The organism is Sinimarinibacterium arenosum, assembly GCF_005047655.1.
Taxonomy (GTDB): Bacteria; Pseudomonadota; Gammaproteobacteria; order Nevskiales; family Nevskiaceae; genus Solimonas.
Genome location: NZ_SUKF01000003.1, coordinates 343122 through 362936 on the forward strand (window position 1 = coordinate 343122; position 19815 = coordinate 362936).

The 19815-nt window shown below is 63.9% G+C and carries 24 protein-coding genes and 1 other RNA gene; 14 read left to right on the forward strand and 11 right to left on the reverse strand.

The annotated features are described in order from the left end of the window. Positions 1–45 precede the first annotated feature (45 nt). The 3 genes from ffs to E4T66_RS07925 all read left to right on the forward strand — a co-directional run bounded on the left by ffs (position 46) and on the right by E4T66_RS07925 (position 2274). Positions 46–142, forward strand: an RNA gene (gene ffs / locus E4T66_RS07915) — signal recognition particle sRNA small type. A gap of 103 nt (positions 143–245) precedes the next feature. Then, complete coding sequence (gene dnaX / locus E4T66_RS07920) at positions 246–1892, forward strand: DNA polymerase III subunit gamma/tau (protein WP_136848449.1); 1647 nt, start codon at positions 246–248, stop codon at positions 1890–1892. 55 nt (positions 1893–1947) lie between these two features. After that, positions 1948–2274, forward strand: coding sequence for a YbaB/EbfC family nucleoid-associated protein (locus tag E4T66_RS07925; protein ID WP_136848451.1), 327 nt, complete (start codon positions 1948–1950; stop codon positions 2272–2274). Between the two features lie 72 nt (positions 2275–2346). Here the strand turns inward: E4T66_RS07925 and E4T66_RS07930 are convergent, their stop codons facing one another. The 4 genes from E4T66_RS07930 to E4T66_RS07945 form a co-directional block, all read right to left on the reverse strand. Further along, positions 2347–4518 (reverse strand): phosphocholine-specific phospholipase C, encoded by a 2172-nt coding sequence (locus tag E4T66_RS07930; protein ID WP_136848453.1) that lies wholly within the window; start codon positions 4516–4518, stop codon positions 2347–2349. Next, positions 4515–4766 carry a hypothetical protein gene (locus E4T66_RS07935; protein ID WP_136848455.1) on the reverse strand — a complete coding sequence of 84 codons (252 nt, stop codon included), beginning with the start codon at positions 4764–4766 and terminating at the stop codon, positions 4515–4517. Before E4T66_RS07935 ends, E4T66_RS07930 begins: the two co-directional genes overlap by 4 nt. Before the next feature lie 176 nt (positions 4767–4942). Next, positions 4943–5500 carry a ribosome biogenesis factor YjgA gene (gene yjgA, locus E4T66_RS07940; RefSeq protein WP_136848458.1) on the reverse strand — a complete coding sequence of 186 codons (558 nt, stop codon included), beginning with the start codon at positions 5498–5500 and terminating at the stop codon, positions 4943–4945. Positions 5501–5545: 45 nt separating this feature from the next. Next, complete coding sequence (locus E4T66_RS07945; RefSeq protein WP_136848460.1) at positions 5546–7177, reverse strand: alpha-D-glucose phosphate-specific phosphoglucomutase; 1632 nt, start codon at positions 7175–7177, stop codon at positions 5546–5548. A gap of 151 nt (positions 7178–7328) precedes the next feature. Here E4T66_RS07945 and E4T66_RS07950 point away from each other — a divergent pair, with 151 nt between their 5' ends. Continuing rightward, positions 7329–7721, forward strand: a complete 393-nt coding sequence (locus E4T66_RS07950; protein ID WP_136848462.1) for a DUF1249 domain-containing protein — start codon at positions 7329–7331, stop codon at positions 7719–7721. 207 nt (positions 7722–7928) lie between these two features. Here the strand turns inward: E4T66_RS07950 and E4T66_RS07955 are convergent, their stop codons facing one another. Beyond that, a complete protein-coding gene (locus E4T66_RS07955; RefSeq protein WP_211242817.1) occupies positions 7929–8606 on the reverse strand; it encodes an arylesterase in 678 nt (225 codons plus the stop codon). On the opposite strand from E4T66_RS07955, the gene E4T66_RS07960 reads away from it, so the two are divergent. Then, positions 8605–9129 carry a gamma carbonic anhydrase family protein gene (locus tag E4T66_RS07960; protein ID WP_136848464.1) on the forward strand — a complete coding sequence of 175 codons (525 nt, stop codon included), beginning with the start codon at positions 8605–8607 and terminating at the stop codon, positions 9127–9129. The two genes, E4T66_RS07955 and E4T66_RS07960, sit on opposite strands and share 2 nt — an antisense overlap. Here the strand turns inward: E4T66_RS07960 and E4T66_RS07965 are convergent. The 6 genes from E4T66_RS07965 to E4T66_RS07990 form a co-directional block, all read right to left on the reverse strand. Further along, a complete protein-coding gene (locus tag E4T66_RS07965) occupies positions 9119–9616 on the reverse strand; it encodes a SixA phosphatase family protein (protein ID WP_136848466.1) in 498 nt (165 codons plus the stop codon). The two genes, E4T66_RS07960 and E4T66_RS07965, sit on opposite strands and share 11 nt — an antisense overlap. A 33-nt stretch (positions 9617–9649) precedes the next feature. After that, on the reverse strand, positions 9650–10354 hold the full coding sequence (locus tag E4T66_RS07970; protein ID WP_136848468.1) for a class I SAM-dependent methyltransferase: 705 nt from the start codon (positions 10352–10354) through the stop codon (positions 9650–9652). Between the two features lie 3 nt (positions 10355–10357). After that, on the reverse strand, positions 10358–10672 hold the full coding sequence (locus E4T66_RS07975) for an SCP2 sterol-binding domain-containing protein (RefSeq protein WP_136848470.1): 315 nt from the start codon (positions 10670–10672) through the stop codon (positions 10358–10360). Between the two features lie 89 nt (positions 10673–10761). Then, on the reverse strand, positions 10762–11040 hold the full coding sequence (locus E4T66_RS07980; RefSeq protein WP_136848472.1) for a hypothetical protein: 279 nt from the start codon (positions 11038–11040) through the stop codon (positions 10762–10764). Continuing rightward, entirely contained in the window at positions 11037–11483 is a 447-nt protein-coding gene (locus E4T66_RS07985) for a PaaI family thioesterase (protein ID WP_136848474.1), read from the reverse strand. The genes E4T66_RS07980 and E4T66_RS07985 overlap by 4 nt, the downstream gene beginning before the upstream one ends. Then, a complete protein-coding gene (locus E4T66_RS07990; protein WP_136848476.1) occupies positions 11480–11926 on the reverse strand; it encodes a PaaI family thioesterase in 447 nt (148 codons plus the stop codon). Before E4T66_RS07990 ends, E4T66_RS07985 begins: the two co-directional genes overlap by 4 nt. Before the next feature lie 85 nt (positions 11927–12011). On the opposite strand from E4T66_RS07990, the gene E4T66_RS07995 reads away from it, so the two are divergent. The 9 genes from E4T66_RS07995 (at position 12012) to leuE (ending at position 19797) form a co-directional block, all read left to right on the forward strand. After that, on the forward strand, positions 12012–12662 hold the full coding sequence (locus tag E4T66_RS07995) for a CoA pyrophosphatase (RefSeq protein ID WP_211242818.1): 651 nt from the start codon (positions 12012–12014) through the stop codon (positions 12660–12662). After that, positions 12659–13024, forward strand: a complete 366-nt coding sequence (locus tag E4T66_RS08000) for a MazG nucleotide pyrophosphohydrolase domain-containing protein (protein ID WP_136848480.1) — start codon at positions 12659–12661, stop codon at positions 13022–13024. Before E4T66_RS07995 ends, E4T66_RS08000 begins: the two co-directional genes overlap by 4 nt. Before the next feature lie 64 nt (positions 13025–13088). Then, entirely contained in the window at positions 13089–14033 is a 945-nt protein-coding gene (locus tag E4T66_RS08005; RefSeq protein ID WP_136848482.1) for a DegV family protein, read from the forward strand. A 67-nt stretch (positions 14034–14100) separates the two neighbouring features. Further along, entirely contained in the window at positions 14101–14907 is an 807-nt protein-coding gene (gene dapB, locus E4T66_RS08010; RefSeq protein WP_136848484.1) for a 4-hydroxy-tetrahydrodipicolinate reductase, read from the forward strand. A gap of 15 nt (positions 14908–14922) precedes the next feature. Beyond that, on the forward strand, positions 14923–15417 hold the full coding sequence (locus tag E4T66_RS08015) for a GNAT family N-acetyltransferase (RefSeq protein ID WP_136848693.1): 495 nt from the start codon (positions 14923–14925) through the stop codon (positions 15415–15417). 70 nt (positions 15418–15487) lie between these two features. After that, a complete protein-coding gene (locus E4T66_RS08020; protein WP_136848486.1) occupies positions 15488–16792 on the forward strand; it encodes an amidohydrolase in 1305 nt (434 codons plus the stop codon). After that, positions 16779–17891, forward strand: coding sequence for a PA0069 family radical SAM protein (locus E4T66_RS08025; RefSeq protein ID WP_248679531.1), 1113 nt, complete (start codon positions 16779–16781; stop codon positions 17889–17891). The genes E4T66_RS08020 and E4T66_RS08025 overlap by 14 nt, the downstream gene beginning before the upstream one ends. 118 nt (positions 17892–18009) lie before the next feature. Next, the gene (carA, locus tag E4T66_RS08030) at positions 18010–19146 is read left to right on the forward strand and encodes a glutamine-hydrolyzing carbamoyl-phosphate synthase small subunit (RefSeq protein WP_136848488.1); all 1137 of its coding nucleotides are present in this window, start codon (positions 18010–18012) and stop codon (positions 19144–19146) included. 3 nt (positions 19147–19149) lie between these two features. Further along, positions 19150–19797: a leucine efflux protein LeuE gene (gene leuE / locus E4T66_RS08035; RefSeq protein ID WP_136848490.1), complete on the forward strand. Its 648-nt coding sequence runs from the start codon at positions 19150–19152 to the stop codon at positions 19795–19797. The last annotated feature ends 18 nt before the right edge of the window (positions 19798–19815 follow it).

Genomic DNA, 19815 nt, shown 5'->3' on the forward strand with positions numbered 1-19815 from the left:
CTTTCGCAGGCCCCCTCGGGGAATGCGCAACGTCTATGGTGGCCCGTGCCGGCCCTCCGCGACGGCAAGCTGTGAACCCCGCCAGGCCCGGAAGGGAGCAACGGTAGCGGTGTCGCCGGGTGCCGGAGCCAGCTGGTGCGGGCTACCGCCATAACGCTGTTTCCAGTCAGAAAGTTTCCGGTTTCCAGAAGAGATGCGCGACCGCTGACTGGAAACTGGAATCCGGAAGCCGGACACTGACCGCTATGAGCTATCTCGCACTCGCACGCAAGTATCGCCCCCGTCAGTTTCCTGATGTGATGGGGCAGGACCATGTGGTGAAGGCGCTGTCGCACGCACTGGACGGCGACAAGCTGCATCCGGCGATCCTGCTGACCGGAACGCGCGGCGTCGGCAAGACCACGCTGGCACGCATCATCGCCAAATGCCTGAACTGTGAGACCGGTGTTTCTGCGCATCCCTGCGGGGTTTGCAGTGCCTGCACCGAGGTCGACAGCGGACGCTTCGTCGATCTGCTCGAAATCGACGCAGCGTCGAATACCGGCGTTGACGATGTGCGTCAGCTGATCGACAACGCGCAGTACTCGCCGGCGCGCGGCCGTTACAAGGTCTACCTGATCGACGAAGTCCACATGCTGTCGAAGAGCGCGTTCAATGCGCTGCTGAAGACACTCGAAGAGCCGCCGCCGCATGTGAAGTTCATTCTCGCGACCACCGATCCGCAGAAACTGCTGGTTACGGTGCTGTCGCGCTGCCTGCAGTTCAATCTGAAACGTCTGCCGGTCGCGGTGATCCGCGATCAGCTGATCAAGGTGCTGGGCGATGAGAACATCGATTTCGAAACCGCGGCGGTGGTCGAGATCGCGCGCTCGGCAGACGGCTCGATGCGCGATGGATTGTCGCTGCTGGACCAGGCGATCGCGTTTGCCGGCGGCAAGACACTGCAGCGCGAGACGGTCGAGGACATGCTCGGTAGCGGAGGGCGTCAGACCCTGATCGAGATCATCGCCGCGCTGGCGAGCCGCAATGGCGATCAGCTGCTGGCCTGTCTGCAGAAGCTTGAGGCGCAGTCGCCGGACTATGCGGCATTGATCAACGATCTTTCCGCGGCGATGCAGCGCATCGCTGTGCTGCAGATGCTGCCCGGTGCGCGTACCGAAGACGACGACGAGGCGCTGGTGGCATTGACCTCGCAGTTCACGCCCGAGGATGTGCAGCTGGGCTACCAGATTGCCATCGGTGGGCGGCGCGACATGCCGTGGGCGCCGGATCCGCGTCTGGGCTTCGAAATGACCGTATTGCGGATGCTCGCGTTCCAGCCCGAAGAGGCAGGATCAACGGGGTCCATGCCGCCCACTGGTGGCGGGCAGGCGCGGAGTTCAGAGCCGTCCTCGCGGTCGGCAGCCGGCGGGGTCTCCGCTGCAGCGCCCAGCACCGCTGCGGCCGCTGCAGCGGCCGGACAGAGGCCGGCACCGTCTGCCGACATGATGCCAAAGCTGCCGCCGGATGCGAGCTGGCCACAGCGCGTCGAGGCCATGAGGATCGAGGGCTTTACGCGACAGCTCGCGCGGCACTGTGCCTGGGTATCGCAGGTCGGCAATGTGGTGCAGCTGGAACTGGATCCGCAGGTGCGACACGTGCTGCAGGAGGATCGCCGGGTCGAGCTGGAGGCGCAGCTGCGTCTGCAGCTAGGCGACAACATTCAACTGCGCATCAATACCGCGCAGGAGCAGGTCGAGCTGGCGTCGCCCGCGGTGCTGGCGAAGCAGGCGGAGATCGCCCGCCAGCGTGCAGCCGAGGAGTCGATCCAGGCCGATCCGGTGGTGCGGGCGTTTCGCGATCATTTCGGGGCGCAGATCCGCCCTGGTTCCATTCATCCGCTGGATTCCTGAAACGAATCCGGCCCGCGGCGTCAACGCCGCATGACCCCATGACAGGAGAGCAACGATGAAGGGTGGTGCACTCGGACAGATGATGCGCCAGGCGCAGCAGATGCAGGAGAACCTCAAGAAAGCGCAGGAAGAAGTCGCGCGCATGGAGGTGACCGGCGAAAGCGGCGCCGGCATGGTCAAGGTGACGCTGTCCGGCACGCATCAGGCGCACAAGGTCACGATTGCGCCGGAGGCACTGGGTGAGGACAAGGAATTCCTCGAAGATCTGATCGCCGCCGCCATCAATGATGCGGTGCAGAAAGTCGATGAGGCGTCGAAGGCGCGCATGGCGCAAGTCACCGCGGGCATGCAGCTGCCGCCGGGCATGAATCTCGGCATCTGAGCCGGAGCGCGTATCGCGTGAGGCCGATCCGGGAAACTCCGGGCCGGCTCCGCGTTACAGGATCATCCAGCTCTAGCGGGATGTGGGACTGCCGCCCATGGCCGGATCGCTGACGCTCGGTAGTCCGGTTTCGACGCGTCCGGCGCAGCGGCGGTAGAAGCCGCTGGGGTCGTCGCCGTCGAGCCGGATGTCCAGGTCGTACCAGTTGCCCTGCATGCTCAGCGACCACAGCGGTTCGATGCTGCTGCCGGCGGCTACCGCGTAGACCCAGGGACCGCCGCTGCCGTAGGCGGTGTCGGTCACGACAAAGCGGCAGGCCTGGCTGCCGCGGTTGATCAGCTGCAGGCTCAGCGCCGCGGCTGTCGGGACGTAGCACACGCGGACTTCCGGTTGCGCGGTATGGCGCTCGTCCAGCTGCGAAGCGTCGCCGCGAAAATGCCGATGCCAGCCGTTCGGTCCCAGGACCCACAGATCGTAGCGGCCGCCGTCGGCGGTCAGCGACCAGTCGTCTTCAATCCTCTCGCCGGCGGCAACACCATAGCGGCGTGGATTGCGCTCCAGGTGCAGGCGGTCGTAGACATGGAATACCGCACCGGCCTCACCACTGTTGGCAAACAGGATGCGCACACGGTCGCCGTCGGCCTGCGCGGTTGCGTGCAGTTCGTAGGCGAGTGCACGTGAGGGTCTGACGCCGGCGGCCTGCTGCGGTGGCTGTTGTGTGTCTTCGTCGGGCACCGGCACCTGATTTTGAGCGCCCTGGCTGTAGCGGATGGCGTCGGCTTCGAGCTTGCTGCGCTCGGGCAGGGTCGGCGGCGTCTCGTCGTTCGGATTGACGAAGTTGAACGCCTGCATCAGATCGCCGCAGACCATGCGTCGCCATGCGCTGATATTCGGTTCAACAACGCCGAAACGGGCTTCGAGAAAACGCAGCACCGAGGTGTGGTCGTAGGTCTGGCTGCAGACCCAGCCGCCGCGGCTCCATGGGGATACGGCATACATCGGAACGCGCGGGCCCGGGCCGAAAACACCGCCGTGGAAGGCGCTGCCGCTGTAGCGCTCTGAGTCGGTATCCACCGAGGCCTTACCCGCCATCGAGCCGTCGTCGTTCAGCGACGGCGCGCACGGCGGCGGCACATGGTCGAAGAAGCCGTCGTTCTCGTCGAAATTGACCAGCAGCACGGTGCGGCTCCAGACCTCGGGGTCGGCGGTCAGGGCCTTGATCACTTCTTGGATGTACCACGCGCCCTGGACCGGACTGGAGGGGCCGGGGTGTTCGGAGTACGTCGCGGGCGCAACGATCCACGACACCTGCGGCAATTTGCCGGCGCGAATGTCGTCGGCAAAGTCGGCCAGCATGTCGGGGTTCAGGATGTTGCCGCGCGGCATCGTGTTGGCGACGCCCTTGTACAGCGGATTGCCGGCATCGTCGGCGTCACGGTAGGCCGGGTAGGGTGAGCCGTCGGCGTTGTTGCCGGCCTGCTCATTGGCACGGCGATACTGCTGGAAGCCGGCCAGCGGGTTGTCGGTGAAGTTGTCCGGCAGGTTCTGGTACAGCTTCCAGCGGACGCCGGCGGCCTGCAGGCGTTCGGGATAGGTGGTCCAGAGGTAGCCGGCGCTGGAGGCATCCAGCGAGTCCCACTGATTGTTGATCGCCGGGCCGTTGCCGTCGCCGGTGGGATCGTTGGTGCCGGTCCAGTGGAACAGGCGATTGGTGTTGGTGCCGCCGTGAAAGGCGCAGTGATAGGCATCGCACACGGTAAAGGCTTCGGCCAGCGCAAACTGGAAATCGACTTCGTTGCGCGTGTAGTAGCCCATCGACTGCGGCTGCTTGTAGGTCGGCCAGTCGCCGAAGCGGCCGTTGTTCCATGCGGGTTGTGCGTTTTCCCAGGAATGCGGAGTGCCATCCACCCGCTGCGCATTACCGGCGCTGCTGTCGAGGTGATACGGCAGGATCACGCGTTCGCTGCCGTCACTGACGTAGCGCTGCGCCCAGACACTGCGTCCGTCTGGTTGCGGAACGGTAATGCGGTCGCCGAAACCGCGGACGCCGGCCATGGTGCCGAAGTAATGGTCGAACGAGCGGTTCTCCTGCATCAGGATGACCACGTGTTCGACGTCCATGATCGTGCCGGTGCGATTGTTGGCGGGGATTGCCAGGGCATCGCGGATGCATTGCGGCAGGGCCGCCAGCGCGGCCGACGAGCCGGCCAAGCGCAGGAAGTCGCGGCGATGCAGGCGGCTCATGTGCGCTTCCCGGAGAGCGTCTGCACGCAGGCCTCGGCCAGGGTGGCTGTTCCGGGCATGGGGGCGCAGTGCTTGTTACCGACTGGCGAGCCATCAGCGGGCTGGACGACGGGGGCGTTGCCGCTGCCGACCACCGGCGCCACCGAGCTGCCGCAGGCGGTCAGGCTGGTCAGGCAGATCACCGCGAGCGTGGCGGCCAATACCTTGAAGCTGCGCCCGGCTGGGCACATCGAGTTCGAATGCAGCATGTGTCGTTTCCCCGGGATGCTCGGAGCCGATCGGGTTGGCGTCGGCAGATGATTCCAGCGTGGAGCCGGCCATCAATCTGGCGGCAGACGGCCGGAACCGGCGGCAAGCCTAGCGGCGGACTGCGACAGTCAGATGACGCTTTCCGAGGTGAACGTGCGCGGGCGTCCGGTCGGCGCTATTCGGCAGCCGGTGTCGCCGCGCTCATGGTGTCGCGCAGTTGGCGAAACAGCGCGCGGCGCGCCTTGCTCATCGCCGGTGCTCCAGGTCGAGTCGGTGCATCGAGTTCGCGGCGGGCGTCACGCACCAGCGTGCGCAGCAGGGTTGAATCCGCATCAGGGTAGGTGTTGAGCCAGGCGTTCAGGCCGTCGTCGCCAGCCAGGATCCGCTCGCGCCAGTGCTCGACATCATGGAATGCGCGAGCGTCATGAACGCGGTTTGCGCGGGTTCGCTCCAGCGCCTGCTGCAGCGGTTCGGTATCGGCGGAGCGCAGCAGTTTGCCGACGTACTGCAGCTGGCGTTTGCGTGCGCCATGCGCCGTGATGCGGCGTGCTTCATCCAGGGCCTCGCGCAGCCGCTCGTCCATTTCGATCTCGTCGAGTTGGGTGACCGGAAGCGCGAGCAGCGCCGCGCCCAAATCCTGCAAAGCGAGCATTGATTTCTTACGCTGGGTCTTGCTCGGCCCCAGTTCGTCTTCAGGATCGGGCGCAGTCGGGTCGAACGGGCGGCGGGGCATTGAGGATGCGTTCTGGCGGCAGGAGGGCGCGGATTGTGACAGGGATCAGGTGACAAGGCTCGGTGCCTTGCGTCCGGTCAGCGCACTGATCCGCGCCAGTTGATCGGCCGCTGCCGCGAGTGGGGCCAACGCTTCTGCCGGATTCCAGCCCTGGGCGCTGGGATCCTTCTCGTAGCGCTCTAGGTAGACCCGCAAGGTTGCGCCCTGGGTGCCGGTGCCGGACAGGCGCATGACGATGCGAGCTTGCTCCCCGCAGACCACGCGCAGACCCTGGGCTACGGCGATACTGCCGTCGACCCGGTCCTGATAGCTGAACTCGTCGGCGGTTGTGACTTCGTAGCCGGAGACCTGCTGGCCCTGCAGCGAGGCCAGGCTGCCGGCAAACGCCTGCATCACCGCTTCGGCGTGAGTGGCGGGTAGCTCGTCGTAATCATGGCGGGCGAAGTAGTGCCGGCCGTAGTGCTGCCAATGCGCCTCGGCGATCTCGCGCACGCTGCGGCCACTGATCGCCAGCACGTTGAGCCAGGCCAGGACCGCCCAGAGTCCATCCTTCTCGCGCGCATGCGACGAGCTGGTGCCGAAGCTTTCTTCACCGCAGATCGTGACGTTGCCGGCGTCGAGCAGGTTGCAGAAGAACTTCCAGCCCGTGGGTGTCTCGTACAACGGCACTTTCAATTCTTTTGCCACGCGATCTGCTGCGCGAGAAGTCGGCATTGAGCGTGCAATGCCACGCAGGCCGTCGCGATAGCCTGGCAACTGCGGCAGATTCGCCGCCAGCATTGCCAGCGAATCGCCCGGCGAGATGAAGATGCCGCGGCCCAGAATCATGTTGCGGTCGCCGTCGCCGTCACTGGCGGCCAGCAGTTCAGGTGCGCCCTCGCCGAAGGCGAGATCCACCAGATGCTTGCCGTAGACCAGGTTGGGGTCTGGGTGGCCACCACCAAAGTCCGGCAGCGGGTTGGCATTGAGAATGGCGCCCGCTGGGGCGCCCAACTGCTCGACCAGAATGCGCTGCGCATAGGGACCGGTGACCGCATGCATGGCGTCGAAGCGCAGGCTGTGACCTTTCTTGATCCAGTCGCGCATGCGGTCGAAGTCGAACAGTGACTGCATCAGTGCGGCATAGTCGTCGACGCAGTCAACGATTTCGATGGTCGTGCCTTCGAGCGTCTGCTCACCGCGGCGGTCGAGATCGATATCCGCGTCATCGCAGTTGCGGTAGCGCGTGATGCTCTTGCTCTGCTGATAAATGCGGTCGGTCAGGCCTTCGCCGGCCTGGCCGCCTCCGGCGATATTGAACTTGACCCCAAAGTCGCCATCCGGCCCCGCCGGATTGTGGCTGGCGGTGAACAGCAGACCGCCCGCAGCGCCGCGCTTGCGGATCAGGTTGGACGCGGCAGGCGTCGACAGCAGCCCTCCCTGACCGACAACGATATGGCGTACGCCATTGGCGGCGGCCATGGAAATCGCGGTGCGGATGGCATCGCGGTTGTGATAGCGGCCATCGCCGCCGATCACCAGCGTTGCGCCGCGAATCTCGGGTGCGCAGTCGAAGATCGATTGCAGGAAATTTTCCAGATAGTGTGGCTGCTGGAAGACCGTGACCTTTTTGCGCAGGCCTGCGGTGCCGGGCTTTTGGTCGAGATAGGGTTTGGTGGTGATTTCGCGTATGGGCATGATCGTGCGTCCGTGATCGAGATGCGTGTTTGTCGGACCTGTGTCCCTATCTTATAGTCCGCGCATGCAAGCGACCACGCATCTTTGTCCGTGCTGCGGAAAGCCCCGCAGCATTGCGCATCTGCTCGAACTCTACGAGCGGAACTTTCGCTTGCTTGAGCGTCTGTTGCCTGAAATGGACATTCCGTTCGACGCTGCCGTTTCCCGAAGTGCCAGCGATTGCCCGTTGCATCTGCAGGTGACTGATCGTGATCGGTATACCCTGAATCTGCGCCTGACCTACGAGTTCACCGACGAGAACGGCATGCGAAGGCAGCCGGATCTCTGGATTCGGGTTTATCGCGATGCCGGTGTCGCCGAGGCGCTGCAGTGCAGCCAGCGGCCGCCGTGGCTGGCGGCAGATGAGGCCGATCCCGCCGCGCATGCGTTCCTGTCCGAGCAGTGGCGGCGCAATCTGATGCTGAACAAGTGGCTGGAATATCTGCTGGAGCACGGACACGGATTCGGCATGAGTGAGCGACCCCGCGTCGCTGCGGCGGTTTAGCGGCGCTCGCTTTCGAATTGGCGCCCCGTCGCCCCGTCATTTCCGGATGTCCGCATCTGCGACCAATGCGGGTTGCTCGATTGTCATGATGTTGGGCGCATCGCGCTTGTGCGCGCAACTCCTGCCAGGCGCAATGCAGACAGGAGATTGACACCGCCTTTAGCTGCCGCGGTTGCTGTTCCGGTGTGGGTGTATTCCGATAGGCGACTAGATCGCTCCGGCCTGCTCAAGGAGCGCGGCGACCGCTTGGGCGATGCGCCGATATCCGGCAGCGTTGGGATGGATCGGGTCGGATTTCAGTTTGCGATCAGCCAGCACTGCGGTGATCGCATCCTCTTGCAGTGGCAGATGGAGGCGCCGCGCCAGCTCGCCATAGGCCGGCTCGCTGCTTCGGAGCAGCAGTTTGGGCTCGGGCACCGCGAGAAGCACGACCTCTGCACCGTGCGCGCGAATCATGGTCACCATCGCTTCAAGGTTGCGGGCCATTGCTGAGCGGTCCTGCTGACGCAGCATGTCGTTGCCGCCGAGACACAGGATCACCAGTGCCGGCTCGGTTTCGTCCAGCGTCTGCGGCAGGCGGTCTAGGCCCTCGCCGGTGGTCTCACCTGGCACGCCGGCATTGATCACGCGTCGTCCGATGATGGCTTCGAGCTGCGCCGGGTAGGCCTGCCCGGGCGCGGCCCCGGTGCCGTGTGTCAGGCTGTCGCCGAAGGCCAGGATCACCGCGTCACTCGCCAGTGGCGACAGCTTCGGTGTCTTGTTGCCGCAGCCTGCGACCAGAACCGCCAGCAGCAGACCCATGATCCACGCGCGAAACATGTCTTGCGCGCCGGATTGATGCGTCGGCACACTGCGGCTCTTTTGAACTTCGGGTGCGGTTGACATGATTTATGCGCTGGACGAAATGACACCGCAGTGTAGCGAGGGCAGCTGGGTGGCCGACACAGCAACGCTGATCGGCGACGTGCGCCTGGGGCGCGACGCCAGTGTGTGGTTCGGCTGCGTGCTGCGCGGCGATAACGATGCCCTGATCATTGGCGCCGGCAGCAACATCCAGGACGGCTCAGTGCTGCATACCGATCATGGTCTGCCGCTGCGAGTCGGCGAGGGTTGTACCGTCGGACATCTGGCGATGCTGCATGGTTGCGAAGTCGGCGATAACACGCTGATCGGTATCAAGGCCGTGGTACTGAATCGCGCCCGTATCGGGCGCAACTGCATCGTCGCCGCCAATGCCCTGGTGACCGAGGGCAAGCAGTTTCCCGATGGTGTGATGATTATGGGCGCCCCGGCCAAGGTCGTGCGCGAGCTGCTGCCGCAGGAAATTGAAATGCTGCAGGCGATGGCGCGGCACTATGTTGAAAATGCGCGCCGCTATCGGCGGTCGCTGGTCGCCGTTACGCCTTGAACTGCTTGGGATAGGCGTAATGGCGCTCGACGCCGCTGCGCTCGGTGACGTCACTCCAGCAATTGGCGTCGAAGCCCAGCTGGACGACTGCGCAGGTCGGCATGTCATCGAAGCTGCAGTGCGCAAGCGCGTGGGCCAGCTCGGTGAAGCCCGGGTTGTGGCCGAACAACATGACGTGCGTGTCGGCGTCGTCGAGCAGCTGTACCAGCGTCAACAGGGTGTCCGCTGACGCTTCGTAGATCCTGGGCTGGATCGACACCGCAGCAGGATCCACGCCCAGCGCGTCGGCGAACAGCCGGGCGGTAGTGAGCGCGCGCACAGCGGGACTGGAGACCATGCGGTCGGGTCGTCCGATCAGGCTGGATACGTGGGCCGCCATGCGCGGGGCATCGCGACGGCCGCGGTCGTTCAGCGGGCGCTCGAAGTCGCTCAGTTCCGGGTAGTTCCAGGACGATTTGGCGTGACGCACAAGAGTCAGCAGACGCATGCGGATTCATTGCGGGCAATTGATACGGACATTCTAGGCCGGTGCGGATGACAGCGGCAGGTAAACGTCGTAGCGCGCCTGCTTTCCGCTGAGCTGGAATGCCGGTTTGCAGTCTGCCAGGAAGGGGGCATCCATCGGGCGTTTGACGACAACGCGCCGTCGCGCCGCTCGCAGTGCCGGGCCTAATAGGGCGTCGGCATCATCGTCTCCGCCGATCAGCTCGCGCAGGAACTGCATTTCCTTCTGTGGCAGGGCCGATTTGTCGCGGTGGGGATACATCGGATCGAGGTGGATCACGTCCCAGCTGCGGCCGCTGCACATCAGGCCGACGGCGTCCGCCTCGACAATGTCGATGCGTTGAGCCGCTTCGTGGGTGTCGTCACGGCCCAGTGCGCGCCGGTGTGCATCGCGCAGCAACGCAACCAGATCCGAATGACGCTCGGCCAGAGTGACGGTGGCACCGAGTGCGGCAAGGACGTAGCCGTCGCGCCCCAGACCGGCGGTGGCATCCAGTACGCTCAGGCCCGGCTCCTTGTGCATTCCGATCGCACGCGGCAACAGCTCACGACGTCCGGCCGCAATGCGACGGCGCACGTCCGCTGCAGACCAGTCGGCGCAGACCGGCTTGACCTGGGGGCGATGTGCGGCTCGCAGACTCAGCCGGTCCTCCAGCTGAACCAGCTCAAACAAAAAACCCCGGACGTCGCCGTCCGGGGTTGGATGCTGCGTGTTCGACAAGGCTTACAGCTTGCTGGCGTCGAAGAAGCCGGCCATGCGCTGGGCCAGCATCATGTCGCCCTCAATCTGCAGCTTGCCGGTCATGAACGCGGTCATGCCGTTGAGTTCACCCTTGAGCAGTGCCACCAGATCATCGTCTTCCATCGTGATGGTCAGGTCGGCGCTGGCTGCGGCACCTTCGCTGCCAGTGCAGGCACCGTTTTTGATGGTGACGTGTGCCGGAGCCGAGCAATTGAACTGGATCGTGCAGTCGGCGCCACCGGCGGCATCGGCATTGAAGGCAGCGGGCAGCTTCTTGAGCAGTTCTGCGGCGGACATCGACATCTCCAGGAGAAGTTAAGGAGTCGGCATCCTACGCAGGAGTCGGGGGATCGGCAACCATGCAAACGGACGAGTGGAAAGCGTGATTACTGCCGCGGCTTTGGCACGCTGCTCAGCGCGCCGAGCAGGCGCTGGCCGACGGCGGGACTGAGCAGAATGACATTGATGCTGCCCGGATAGATCTTGCCGCTGGCACGCAGCGCGGCAATCGCTTCAGCGTCATCCGCGTGGTGCAGCAGGACGAAATCGACATCGCGGACCAGTTGCGTTTCGATATCGCGAAATGCCCGAAATGCGGTGCCCTTGGGGCTTCGACTGACCTGATCGATTTCACGCAGGCTGAGGTAGCTCTGGTAATCGATCATTCCGAAGCCGACAGCAGAAAATGCGCACGCGCCAAGGCAATCGGCTGCTCAGGTGAGCGCTGCCAGCAGCGCACCATACAATGCGCTACGCGCAGCCCTTCACGCGTGACTTCACAGCGTGCATAGCATTCCGTGTCGCGACCCGGGAGCAGATAGTCGATCGAAAAGTCGATGCTGCGTGGTACACGCTCTTCGTCCCCGGTCAGTAACAGGTGCAGCAGCGCCGCGTTCTCCATGAATGCCGCAGTCACACCGCCGTGAATCGCTGGCAGCGCACGATTGCCGATCAGGTCGGGTCGAAATGGCAGGCGCGACAGTGGCGCCCCGTCGTGCAGGCTGAGTTCGACTCCGAGATAGCGTGAATATGGAATGCAGTCGACCAGCGCGGAAAATTCGCCATCATTCCGCGCGCGCTGTCGCGCCAGGAGCAGAGCCGTGCTCATGTGCGGGCCGCCGGGGTGCGGGAGGAACGCATGAAGACGCCTTGTGAAAGTGCAACCGGGCGCTCCGGGTCCGTCTGCCAGACGGTGGCGCGGGTGAACGCGATGCTGCGCGTCAGCCGATAGCATTCGGCGCGGCAGATGACGGTGTATCCCTTCAAGGCCGGCCTCAAGTAATCCATGCGCAGGTCGATCGTCGCCACCGGTTCGTATTGGGGAAAGCTGGCCAGAACTGCAGCGCCGCTGGCCGAATCGACCAGCGAGGTGATCACTCCAGTGTGGATGACGCCACGCTCCAGGTCGCCGAGCCATTCGTCGCGATAAGGCAGCTCCATCTCGACGTGTCCGCGACCGGCGGCGGTAATCTTCATTTCGCACGCGTTCGAGTACGGCACCACCTCGCTGAAGCGCCGCGCAAAGGTTTCGAATTCCGCTGGAATCGGCATGGTGTGGGTTTCTTACGGAAAGCTGGACGAACATTGTAGAGCTCGAGTCTGCGGACTGCGCAGCGGCTTCCGGTACACTGCCGCCATGGATACCGGTGGTGCGGTAAGCGAGATGACAGAGCTGGAGCGTCGGCTGCGTATGGCAATGACCCGCACTTCGCTCGATGCCCCGCGGCCAATGTATGGTCTGGAGATGCCGTTTCACCTGGATCGTTTGCTGCCGGCGAAAATGATCGAGTCGCTGCGTCCTGCTGCGGTGCTGGCGCCGGTGATCAAGCGTGGTGACGATTTGAGCATGTTGCTGACGGTGCGCTCGCAGCAGTTGCGGTCGCATCGGGGACAGATCAGTTTTCCCGGCGGCCGGCGCGATGATACGGATACCGATATCGTACATACCGCGCTGCGGGAGGCGAATGAGGAGGTTGGGCTGAGCGCGGATCAGGTCGAAGTCATTGGCTATCTGGACGACTATCCGACTCTGACGCGCTACCGGGTCACGCCGGTCGTGGGCATCGTCCATGGTAATCCGGCCTTGAGTATCGACCCGAGTGAAGTGGCGGAGGCGTTTGAGGCGCCGCTGTCGTTTGTGCTGAATCCGGCCAACTATGAGCGCAAGATTCTGGGACGCGATGGTCTCAATGTGCCCTTCTTCGAGCTCAATTGGCGGCAGTACCGGATTTGGGGTGCGACCGCCGGCATGCTGTGGAACCTGACGCAGATGGTGACCCGGGGATGAGCGATTCCCTGGCAGAAGCCCTGCGTCTGCAGCGACGTGCCGCTGCTCTGGGCTTCGACTGGCGCGAGCTGGGGGAGTTGTGGCTCAAGCTGGCCGAGGAGGTTGGCGAGCTGCAGCAGGCTGTGGGGCAAGGCGAAGACGCGATCCGCGATGAGTTGGGCGATCTGATGTTCATGGCAGTGAATCTGTCACGCCATCTGGGGGTCGATCCGGATGTCGCGCTGGCGGGTGCCAATGCAAAATTCCTGCGGCGATTCGGCCTGATTGAATCACGGCTCGATCAATTGCCGCCGGTTGGTGACCCGCGGCGCCTGGATGCAATGGAAGACATTTGGCAGGAAGCCAAGCGCCGAGAGAAATAGCGCGGAAGTGGGGGAGATCGACGGAACGGTGAGTCCGCCGACTGACAGATAGACAGGGGGAGTCATGCGTATTGGTATCGTGGTGGACTCCGGCTGCGATTTGCCGCCGGAATTTATTGAACAGAACAACATCGGCATTCTGCCAATCACGATCCATCTCGATGGGCAGGATCTGGTTGACGTGCGCGATCCGGCGGTTACTCTGGATTTCTATCGCCAGCGCCAGGGCGCCAAGGGTGATGCCGGAACCTCGCCGTTCTCGATCGAGCAGATCAAGCAGGTCTTTCTCGAGCGCCTGGTGATCGATTACGACTTTGTGTTCTGTCTGACCATCGCCAGCAGTCGTAGTCCGATTCACGAGAATGCGGTTAAGGCGTCGTTCGCCATTCTCAGTGATTACAAGCCGATCCGCACGGCAGCCGGAGTGCCGGGGCCGTTTTCGCTGCGGGTGATCGACACGCAGAATCTGTTCGCCGGGCAAGCGATTCCGGCGGTCGAGGCGGTGCGCATGATCAGCGAGGGTGTCGCGAATCCGAACAAGATTCGAGAGCGGCTCGAATTCATCGCTCACAACACCTACGGCTATCTGATCCCGCGGGATCTACAGTATCTGCGTCTGCGGGCGAAGAAGAAGGGTGATCGTAGCGTCGGGCTGTTCGGTGCCATGCTGGGCACTGCGCTCGACATCAAGCCGCTGATTCGCGGTTATCGGAATGAGACCGGACCAGTGGCGAAGTTGCGTCACTTCGACGATGCCGCGGAAAAACTGCTGACGTATGCCGCTGCCCGGGTCGAGAAAGGTTTGCTCACTCCCACGCTGTGCCTGAGCTACGGTGGTGAGCTGGACGACATGCGCCGCCTGCCGGGCTATGCGACCCTGATCAAGGTCTGCCACGACCACGGGGTGGAGGTCTTCGAGAGCATCATGAGTGTCACCGGCGGCATCAATGTCGGGGACGGCGCGTTTGCGGTGGCGTTTGCGGCAGAGGAGCACGAGCTGGACCTGTGATGGCTCCGGCTGGTGGGCGCGCTGCGCGGTAAGCTATGCGCCCCTCAACTCTGCTTTTTCAATTCTCATGACACAGACCCGCATCGGCATTCTCGGCGCCACTGGCCGCATGGGCTGCGCGGTTTATCAGGCCGCGGAACAGGCGCAGAACGTCCGCGTAGGCGCAGCGTTTGAACGCGCAGGCCATCTGCAGCTGGGCGCCGATCTCGGTCCGATTGCCGGACGCGCGCCGGGCCTCGTGCGCATCAGCGCCGATGTTGCTGCCGCGATGCCGAATTTTGATGTGCTGATCGACTTCACTCGTCCGGAGGGCACGATGGCCGTACTGCCGCTATGCGTTGAGGCGGGCAAGGCCATGGTGATCGGAACGACCGGACTGGATCCGGCTCAAAAGGCGCAACTTTCCGCAGCGGCGCAGCACATCCCGATCTGCGTTGCGGCTAACTTCAGCGTCGGCGTCAATCTGACACTGAAACTGATCGAGGAGGCTGCCCGAGTGCTCGGTGAAGACTTCGACATTGAAATCGTCGAGGCGCATCACCGACACAAGGTCGATGCGCCATCGGGGACCGCGCTGGCCATGGGCGAGGCGGCTGCGCGTGGGCGCCAGCGGGAGCTGGCCGATTGCGCCGTATACGCGCGCGAAGGGCATACCGGAGAGCGCGTTGCTGGCGCCATCGGCTTTGCGACGGTGCGCGGCGGCGATGTGGTTGGTGATCACACCGTGATGTACCTGGGCGAGGGTGAACGTGTCGAGATCACGCACAAGGCTTCGAGCCGGCAGAATTTCGCGCGTGGCGCTGTCCGCGCCGCCGCCTGGTTGCAGGGACGCGCGCCCGGGCTGTACAGCATGCGCGACGTGCTGGATCTCTAGATGTCCGATTCATCGATGAACCCCGTCACCATCCGGTCCGCGCGTCCAGGCGACGCGCCGCTGATTCTTGAGCTGATCCAGGCGCTGGCCGCGTACGAAAAGCTGTCGCACGAGGTTGTGGCGACAGCCGATGGACTGGATCAGCATCTGTTTGGCGAGCGCCCGTACGCCGAAGCGCTGATGGCCGAGGTGGGCAGTACTGCCGTCGGTTTTGCGCTGTACTTCCATAACTACTCGACGTTTCTGGGGCGGCCGGGAATCTATCTCGAGGATCTGTTCGTGCAGCCCGAGCATCGGGGCCGCGGTATCGGCAAGCGCCTGTTGGCGCAGTTGGCACAGATTGCTTTGGCGCGCGGCTGCGGGCGGCTGGAATGGTCGGTGCTGGACTGGAATGAGCCGGCGATTGCGTTCTACCGCAGTCTGGGTGCGCGCCAGCTCACTGAATGGATCGGCAACCGCGTGACCGGCGACGCGCTGCAGGCGCTGGCCGCAACGGCGGAGGACGCGTAAAACGTCTCCGGAGGATGCTGGCGCACCCACGGTGCGCCCGTCATCCATCTGCAAATCAGGAGAGGGGCTCATGAATCTGAAGGCAAGCCGCATCGCCACAGCGTTGTGCATGGCGCTGCCCGTGGCGGCACTGGCTGCGGTCGAACCGGATTGGGCCGCGCTGAGCGCGGCGGATGCCCCTCATCTGGTGGAGCAGCGACGCTATCTGCACCAGCACCCGGAGCTCTCGAACCGGGAATTCAAGACCGCCAAGTACCTTGCCACGCAGCTGCGCGGCCTCGGACTCGAGGTCAAGACCGGCGTGGCACACACGGGTGTGGTGGCAGTGCTCAAGGGCGCACTGCCGGGGCCGGTGGTGGCACTGCGGGCGGATATCGATGGCCTGCCGGTGACCGAGGCGGTCGATGTGCCGTTCAAGTCCACCGTGCGCGCGCAATACGATGGCAAGGATGTCGGTGTGATGCACGCCTGCGGTCATGACGGCCATATGGCGATCCTGCTCGGCGTCGCACGCCTGCTGACAGCGCAACGCGAGCGGCTGCCCGGCACGGTCAAGTTCATCTTCCAGCCGGCCGAGGAAAGTCCGCCGGTCGGCGAGGAGGGTGGGGCCGCGTTGATGGTGAAGGAGGGTGTGCTGGATGCCTCGCCCAGGCCGGACGTGATCTTCGGCCTGCATCTGTTGTCGATGTTCGAGGTTGGAAAGGTCGGCTATCGCGCCGGCGGCATCATGGCCAGTGCGGATGACATGCGCATCGTGGTTCATGGCAAGCAGACGCACGGTGCCGCACCCTGGCTGGGGGTCGATCCGATCGTGGTTGCGTCCCAGATCGTGCTGGGCCTGCAGACGATTCCCGCGCGTCAGACCGTGGCGACCCAGGCGCCGGTGATTGTCTCGATCGGCAAGATCGACGGCGGTGTACGTGACAACATCATTCCCGACCGTGTCGAAATGAAGGGGACGCTGCGCGCACTCGACGAGGACATGCGCCAGGATCTGCAAATGCGGGTGCGGCGTACTGCGGAGAAGATTGCCGAGTCGGCCGGCGCCAGCGCCGAGGTGTTCTTCTCCGAGCGGCATGCCTATCCGGTGACTTTCAACGACCCGGAACTGATGACGCAGATGCTGCCGGCGCTACGCGGCGAGTTCGGGGATGCGCTGTTCGAGGCGCAGCCGATTCTGGGCGCGGAGGATTTTTCGTTCTTCCAGCAGAAAATTCCAGGACTGTACCTGTTTGTCGGCATCCGCCCGCATGATGTGGTGCCGGAAGGTTTTGCCTCGAATCATTCGCCGAATTTCACGATGGACGAAGCGGCGCTGCAGACCGGGGTGCGCGCGCTGACGCGCCTGACCTGGGACTATCTTGGCGGCGGCTGAACGCGATGACGACATCGGCGCGCCACCGCGCGCCGCGATCCGTGGGCGCGGGACGGCGGTTGCGCCCGCGGGGCGGTTCGAGTCGACGATCCGCGAGGCGGTCGATGATGGTTGGGATCTGCCTCCGGATCCCGCGCCAGCGCCGCAGACCGAAGTGTTCGTCGATCACGCGCGCAGCATCATCACCCGCAACACCTCGCCAGATCTTCCGTTCGAGCAATCGATCAACCCCTACCGGGGCTGCGAGCATGGCTGTGTCTACTGCTACGCGCGCCCGGCGCAGGCCTATCTGAACCTGTCGCCGGGTCTCGATTTCGAGACCAAGCTGTTTTACAAGCCCAATGCGGCGGTGCTACTCGACGCGGAGCTGCGCAAGCCGGGATACCGGCCCTCGATGATCTCGCTGGGGGCCAATACCGATCCGTATCAGCCGATCGAACGCAAGCTCGGCATTACCCGGTCGATCCTGGAGGTGCTGAGGCGATTCCATCATCCCGTCGGCATTGTCACCAAGGGCGCGGCGATGATCGAGCGGGACCTGGACCTGCTGACTGAATTGGCGCGGGATGAGCTGGTGCACGTGGCGATCTCGATCACGACGCTCGACCCGGAACTGAAGCGGCGCCTGGAGCCGCGTACGGCCGCGCCGGCAACCCGCCTGCGGGTCATCGAACGGCTGAGCGCGGCCGGTGTGCCGACGATGGTGTTCTTCTCCCCGGTGATTCCGTTCATCAACGATGCGGAGATGGAGGCGGTGCTGACGGCGGCGCGCAACGCCGGCGCCGCGCACGCCAGCTACATCCTGCTGCGTCTGCCGCATGAGGTGAAGCTGCTGTTCCGGGATTGGTTGGCAACGCACTATCCCCAGAAGGCTGACCATGTGATGAGCCTGGTGCAGCAGATGCGCGGGGGGCGCGACAACGACAGTCAATTCGGCAGTCGCATGCGCGGGCAGGGGGCTTATGCGGATGTGCTGGAACAGCGTTTCAAGGCTGCCTGCCGGCGGCTGGGCCTGAACCTGTCGCGCGGACCGGCGCTGCGGCTGGACCGGTTTGCGCCGCCGCTGGCGCCTGGCGATCAGCTCGGTCTGGGTTTTTAAGAGAATGTTCGAAAAGTCGTGGACGATGACGGGGCGCACCAATATAATGCTGGGCTAATCCGGCACGGGGGCTTGAGCCCCCGTTTCCATGTCCGCCGAACGGATTAGATACCAACGCATGACTGACCTTAAACCCGCTTTGCTCGCACTCGCGGACGGCTCTATTTTTCGCGGCGTTTCGATCGGGGTTGACGGTCAGACGGTCGGCGAAGTCGTCTTCAATACCGCCATGACCGGCTATCAGGAAATCCTGACGGACCCGTCGTATCGCGAACAGATTGTGACGCTGACGTATCCGCACATCGGCAATGTCGGCACCAACGACGAGGATGCCGAGTCCGAGCGGGTGCAGTTGGCGGGCCTGGTGCTGCGCGAAGTTCCTCGCGCGCACAGCAGCTTCCGTTCGACCGAAGACTTCCGCGTTTATCTGAAGCGGCAGAAGACCGTTGCCATTGCCGGCATCGATACGCGGCGTCTGACGCGCATCCTGCGCGACACCGGTGCTCAGAATGGATGCATCGTCGCTGGCGGTCGGATCAGTGAGAAGAAGGCGCTGGCCGCGGCGCAGGGCTTTGCCGGTCTGAAGGGCATGGATCTGGCGCAAGTGGTAACGGTCGAGAAGGCCTATCCCTGGACGCGTGGATCGTGGGAGCTTGAGAGCAATCGTGAAATCGAGCGCAGTGGCGGCAGCCGCCATGTGGTGGTCTACGATTTCGGCGTCAAGCGCAATATTCTGCGCATGCTGGTTGACCGCGATTGCCGCGTCACTGTGGTGCCCGCCAAGACGACGGCCAAGGAAGTGCTCAAGCTCAAGCCGGACGGCGTGATGTTGTCGAATGGACCCGGGGATCCGGAGCCCTGTGACTACGCGATCAAGGCGGCACGTGAGCTGCTGGCCAAGAAAACTCCGATGTTCGGTATCTGTCTGGGACATCAGATTCTTGGCTTGGCCGCTGGTGCGCGCACGCTGAAGATGAAGTTCGGACATCACGGTGCCAACCATCCGGTGCAGGATCTTGAAACCGGCCATGTGCTGATCACCAGTCAGAACCATGGTTTTGCGGTGGACGAGCAGAGCTTGCCGGCCAACGCGCAGGTGACGCATCGCTCGCTGTTCGACGGTTCGAACCAGGGCATCCGCTTGACGGATGCGCCAGCCTTCAGTTTCCAGGGGCATCCTGAGGCCAGCCCCGGCCCGCACGACGTCGGTATGTTGTTTGACCGCTTCGTGCAGCTGATGGCGGACGCGCACTAAGCCATGTTCGGCGTAACCGACATCACCACTTACGTCATTGGGGTGGTGATCATCGTTCTGCTGCCCGGTCCGAATTCGATGTTCGTGCTCAGCGTGGCGGGGCGCGGCGGCGTGGCCGCTGGATATCGCGCCGCCTGCGGCGTCTTCGTCGGCGATCTGGTGCTGATGCTGGCGGCTGCAGCGGGCATGGCGTCAGTGCTGCAGGCCTATCCGGGTCTGTTCGGCGTATTCAAGCTGGCCGGCGCAGCCTATCTGGCGTGGCTGGGCATCGGACTGTTGCGCTCAGCCTGGCATAGCTGGCATCACGGTGCGGAGGCTCAGGCGATTCCGGCGCGTCCGCTGTCGATGACGCGGCCGTTTACCCGTGCGCTGACTATCAGTTTGCTGAATCCCAAGGCGATCCTGTTCTTTGTCTCGTTTTTCATCCAGTTCGTCGATCGTAGCTATGCCCATCCGGCTCTGACCTACGCGGTGCTCGGCGGCATCGTGCAACTGGCCAGCTTCAGCTATCTGACCGCACTGATCTTCGCCGGCCACCGCCTTGCAGCGAAGCTGCGCGCGCGCCATCGCATGTCGGCCGGCGCCAACGGCGGTGTTGGCGCCCTGTTTTTAACCTTCAGCGCTCGGCTGGCGACAGCCGCGGCGGGATAAGACCTTTACAGACCCTAG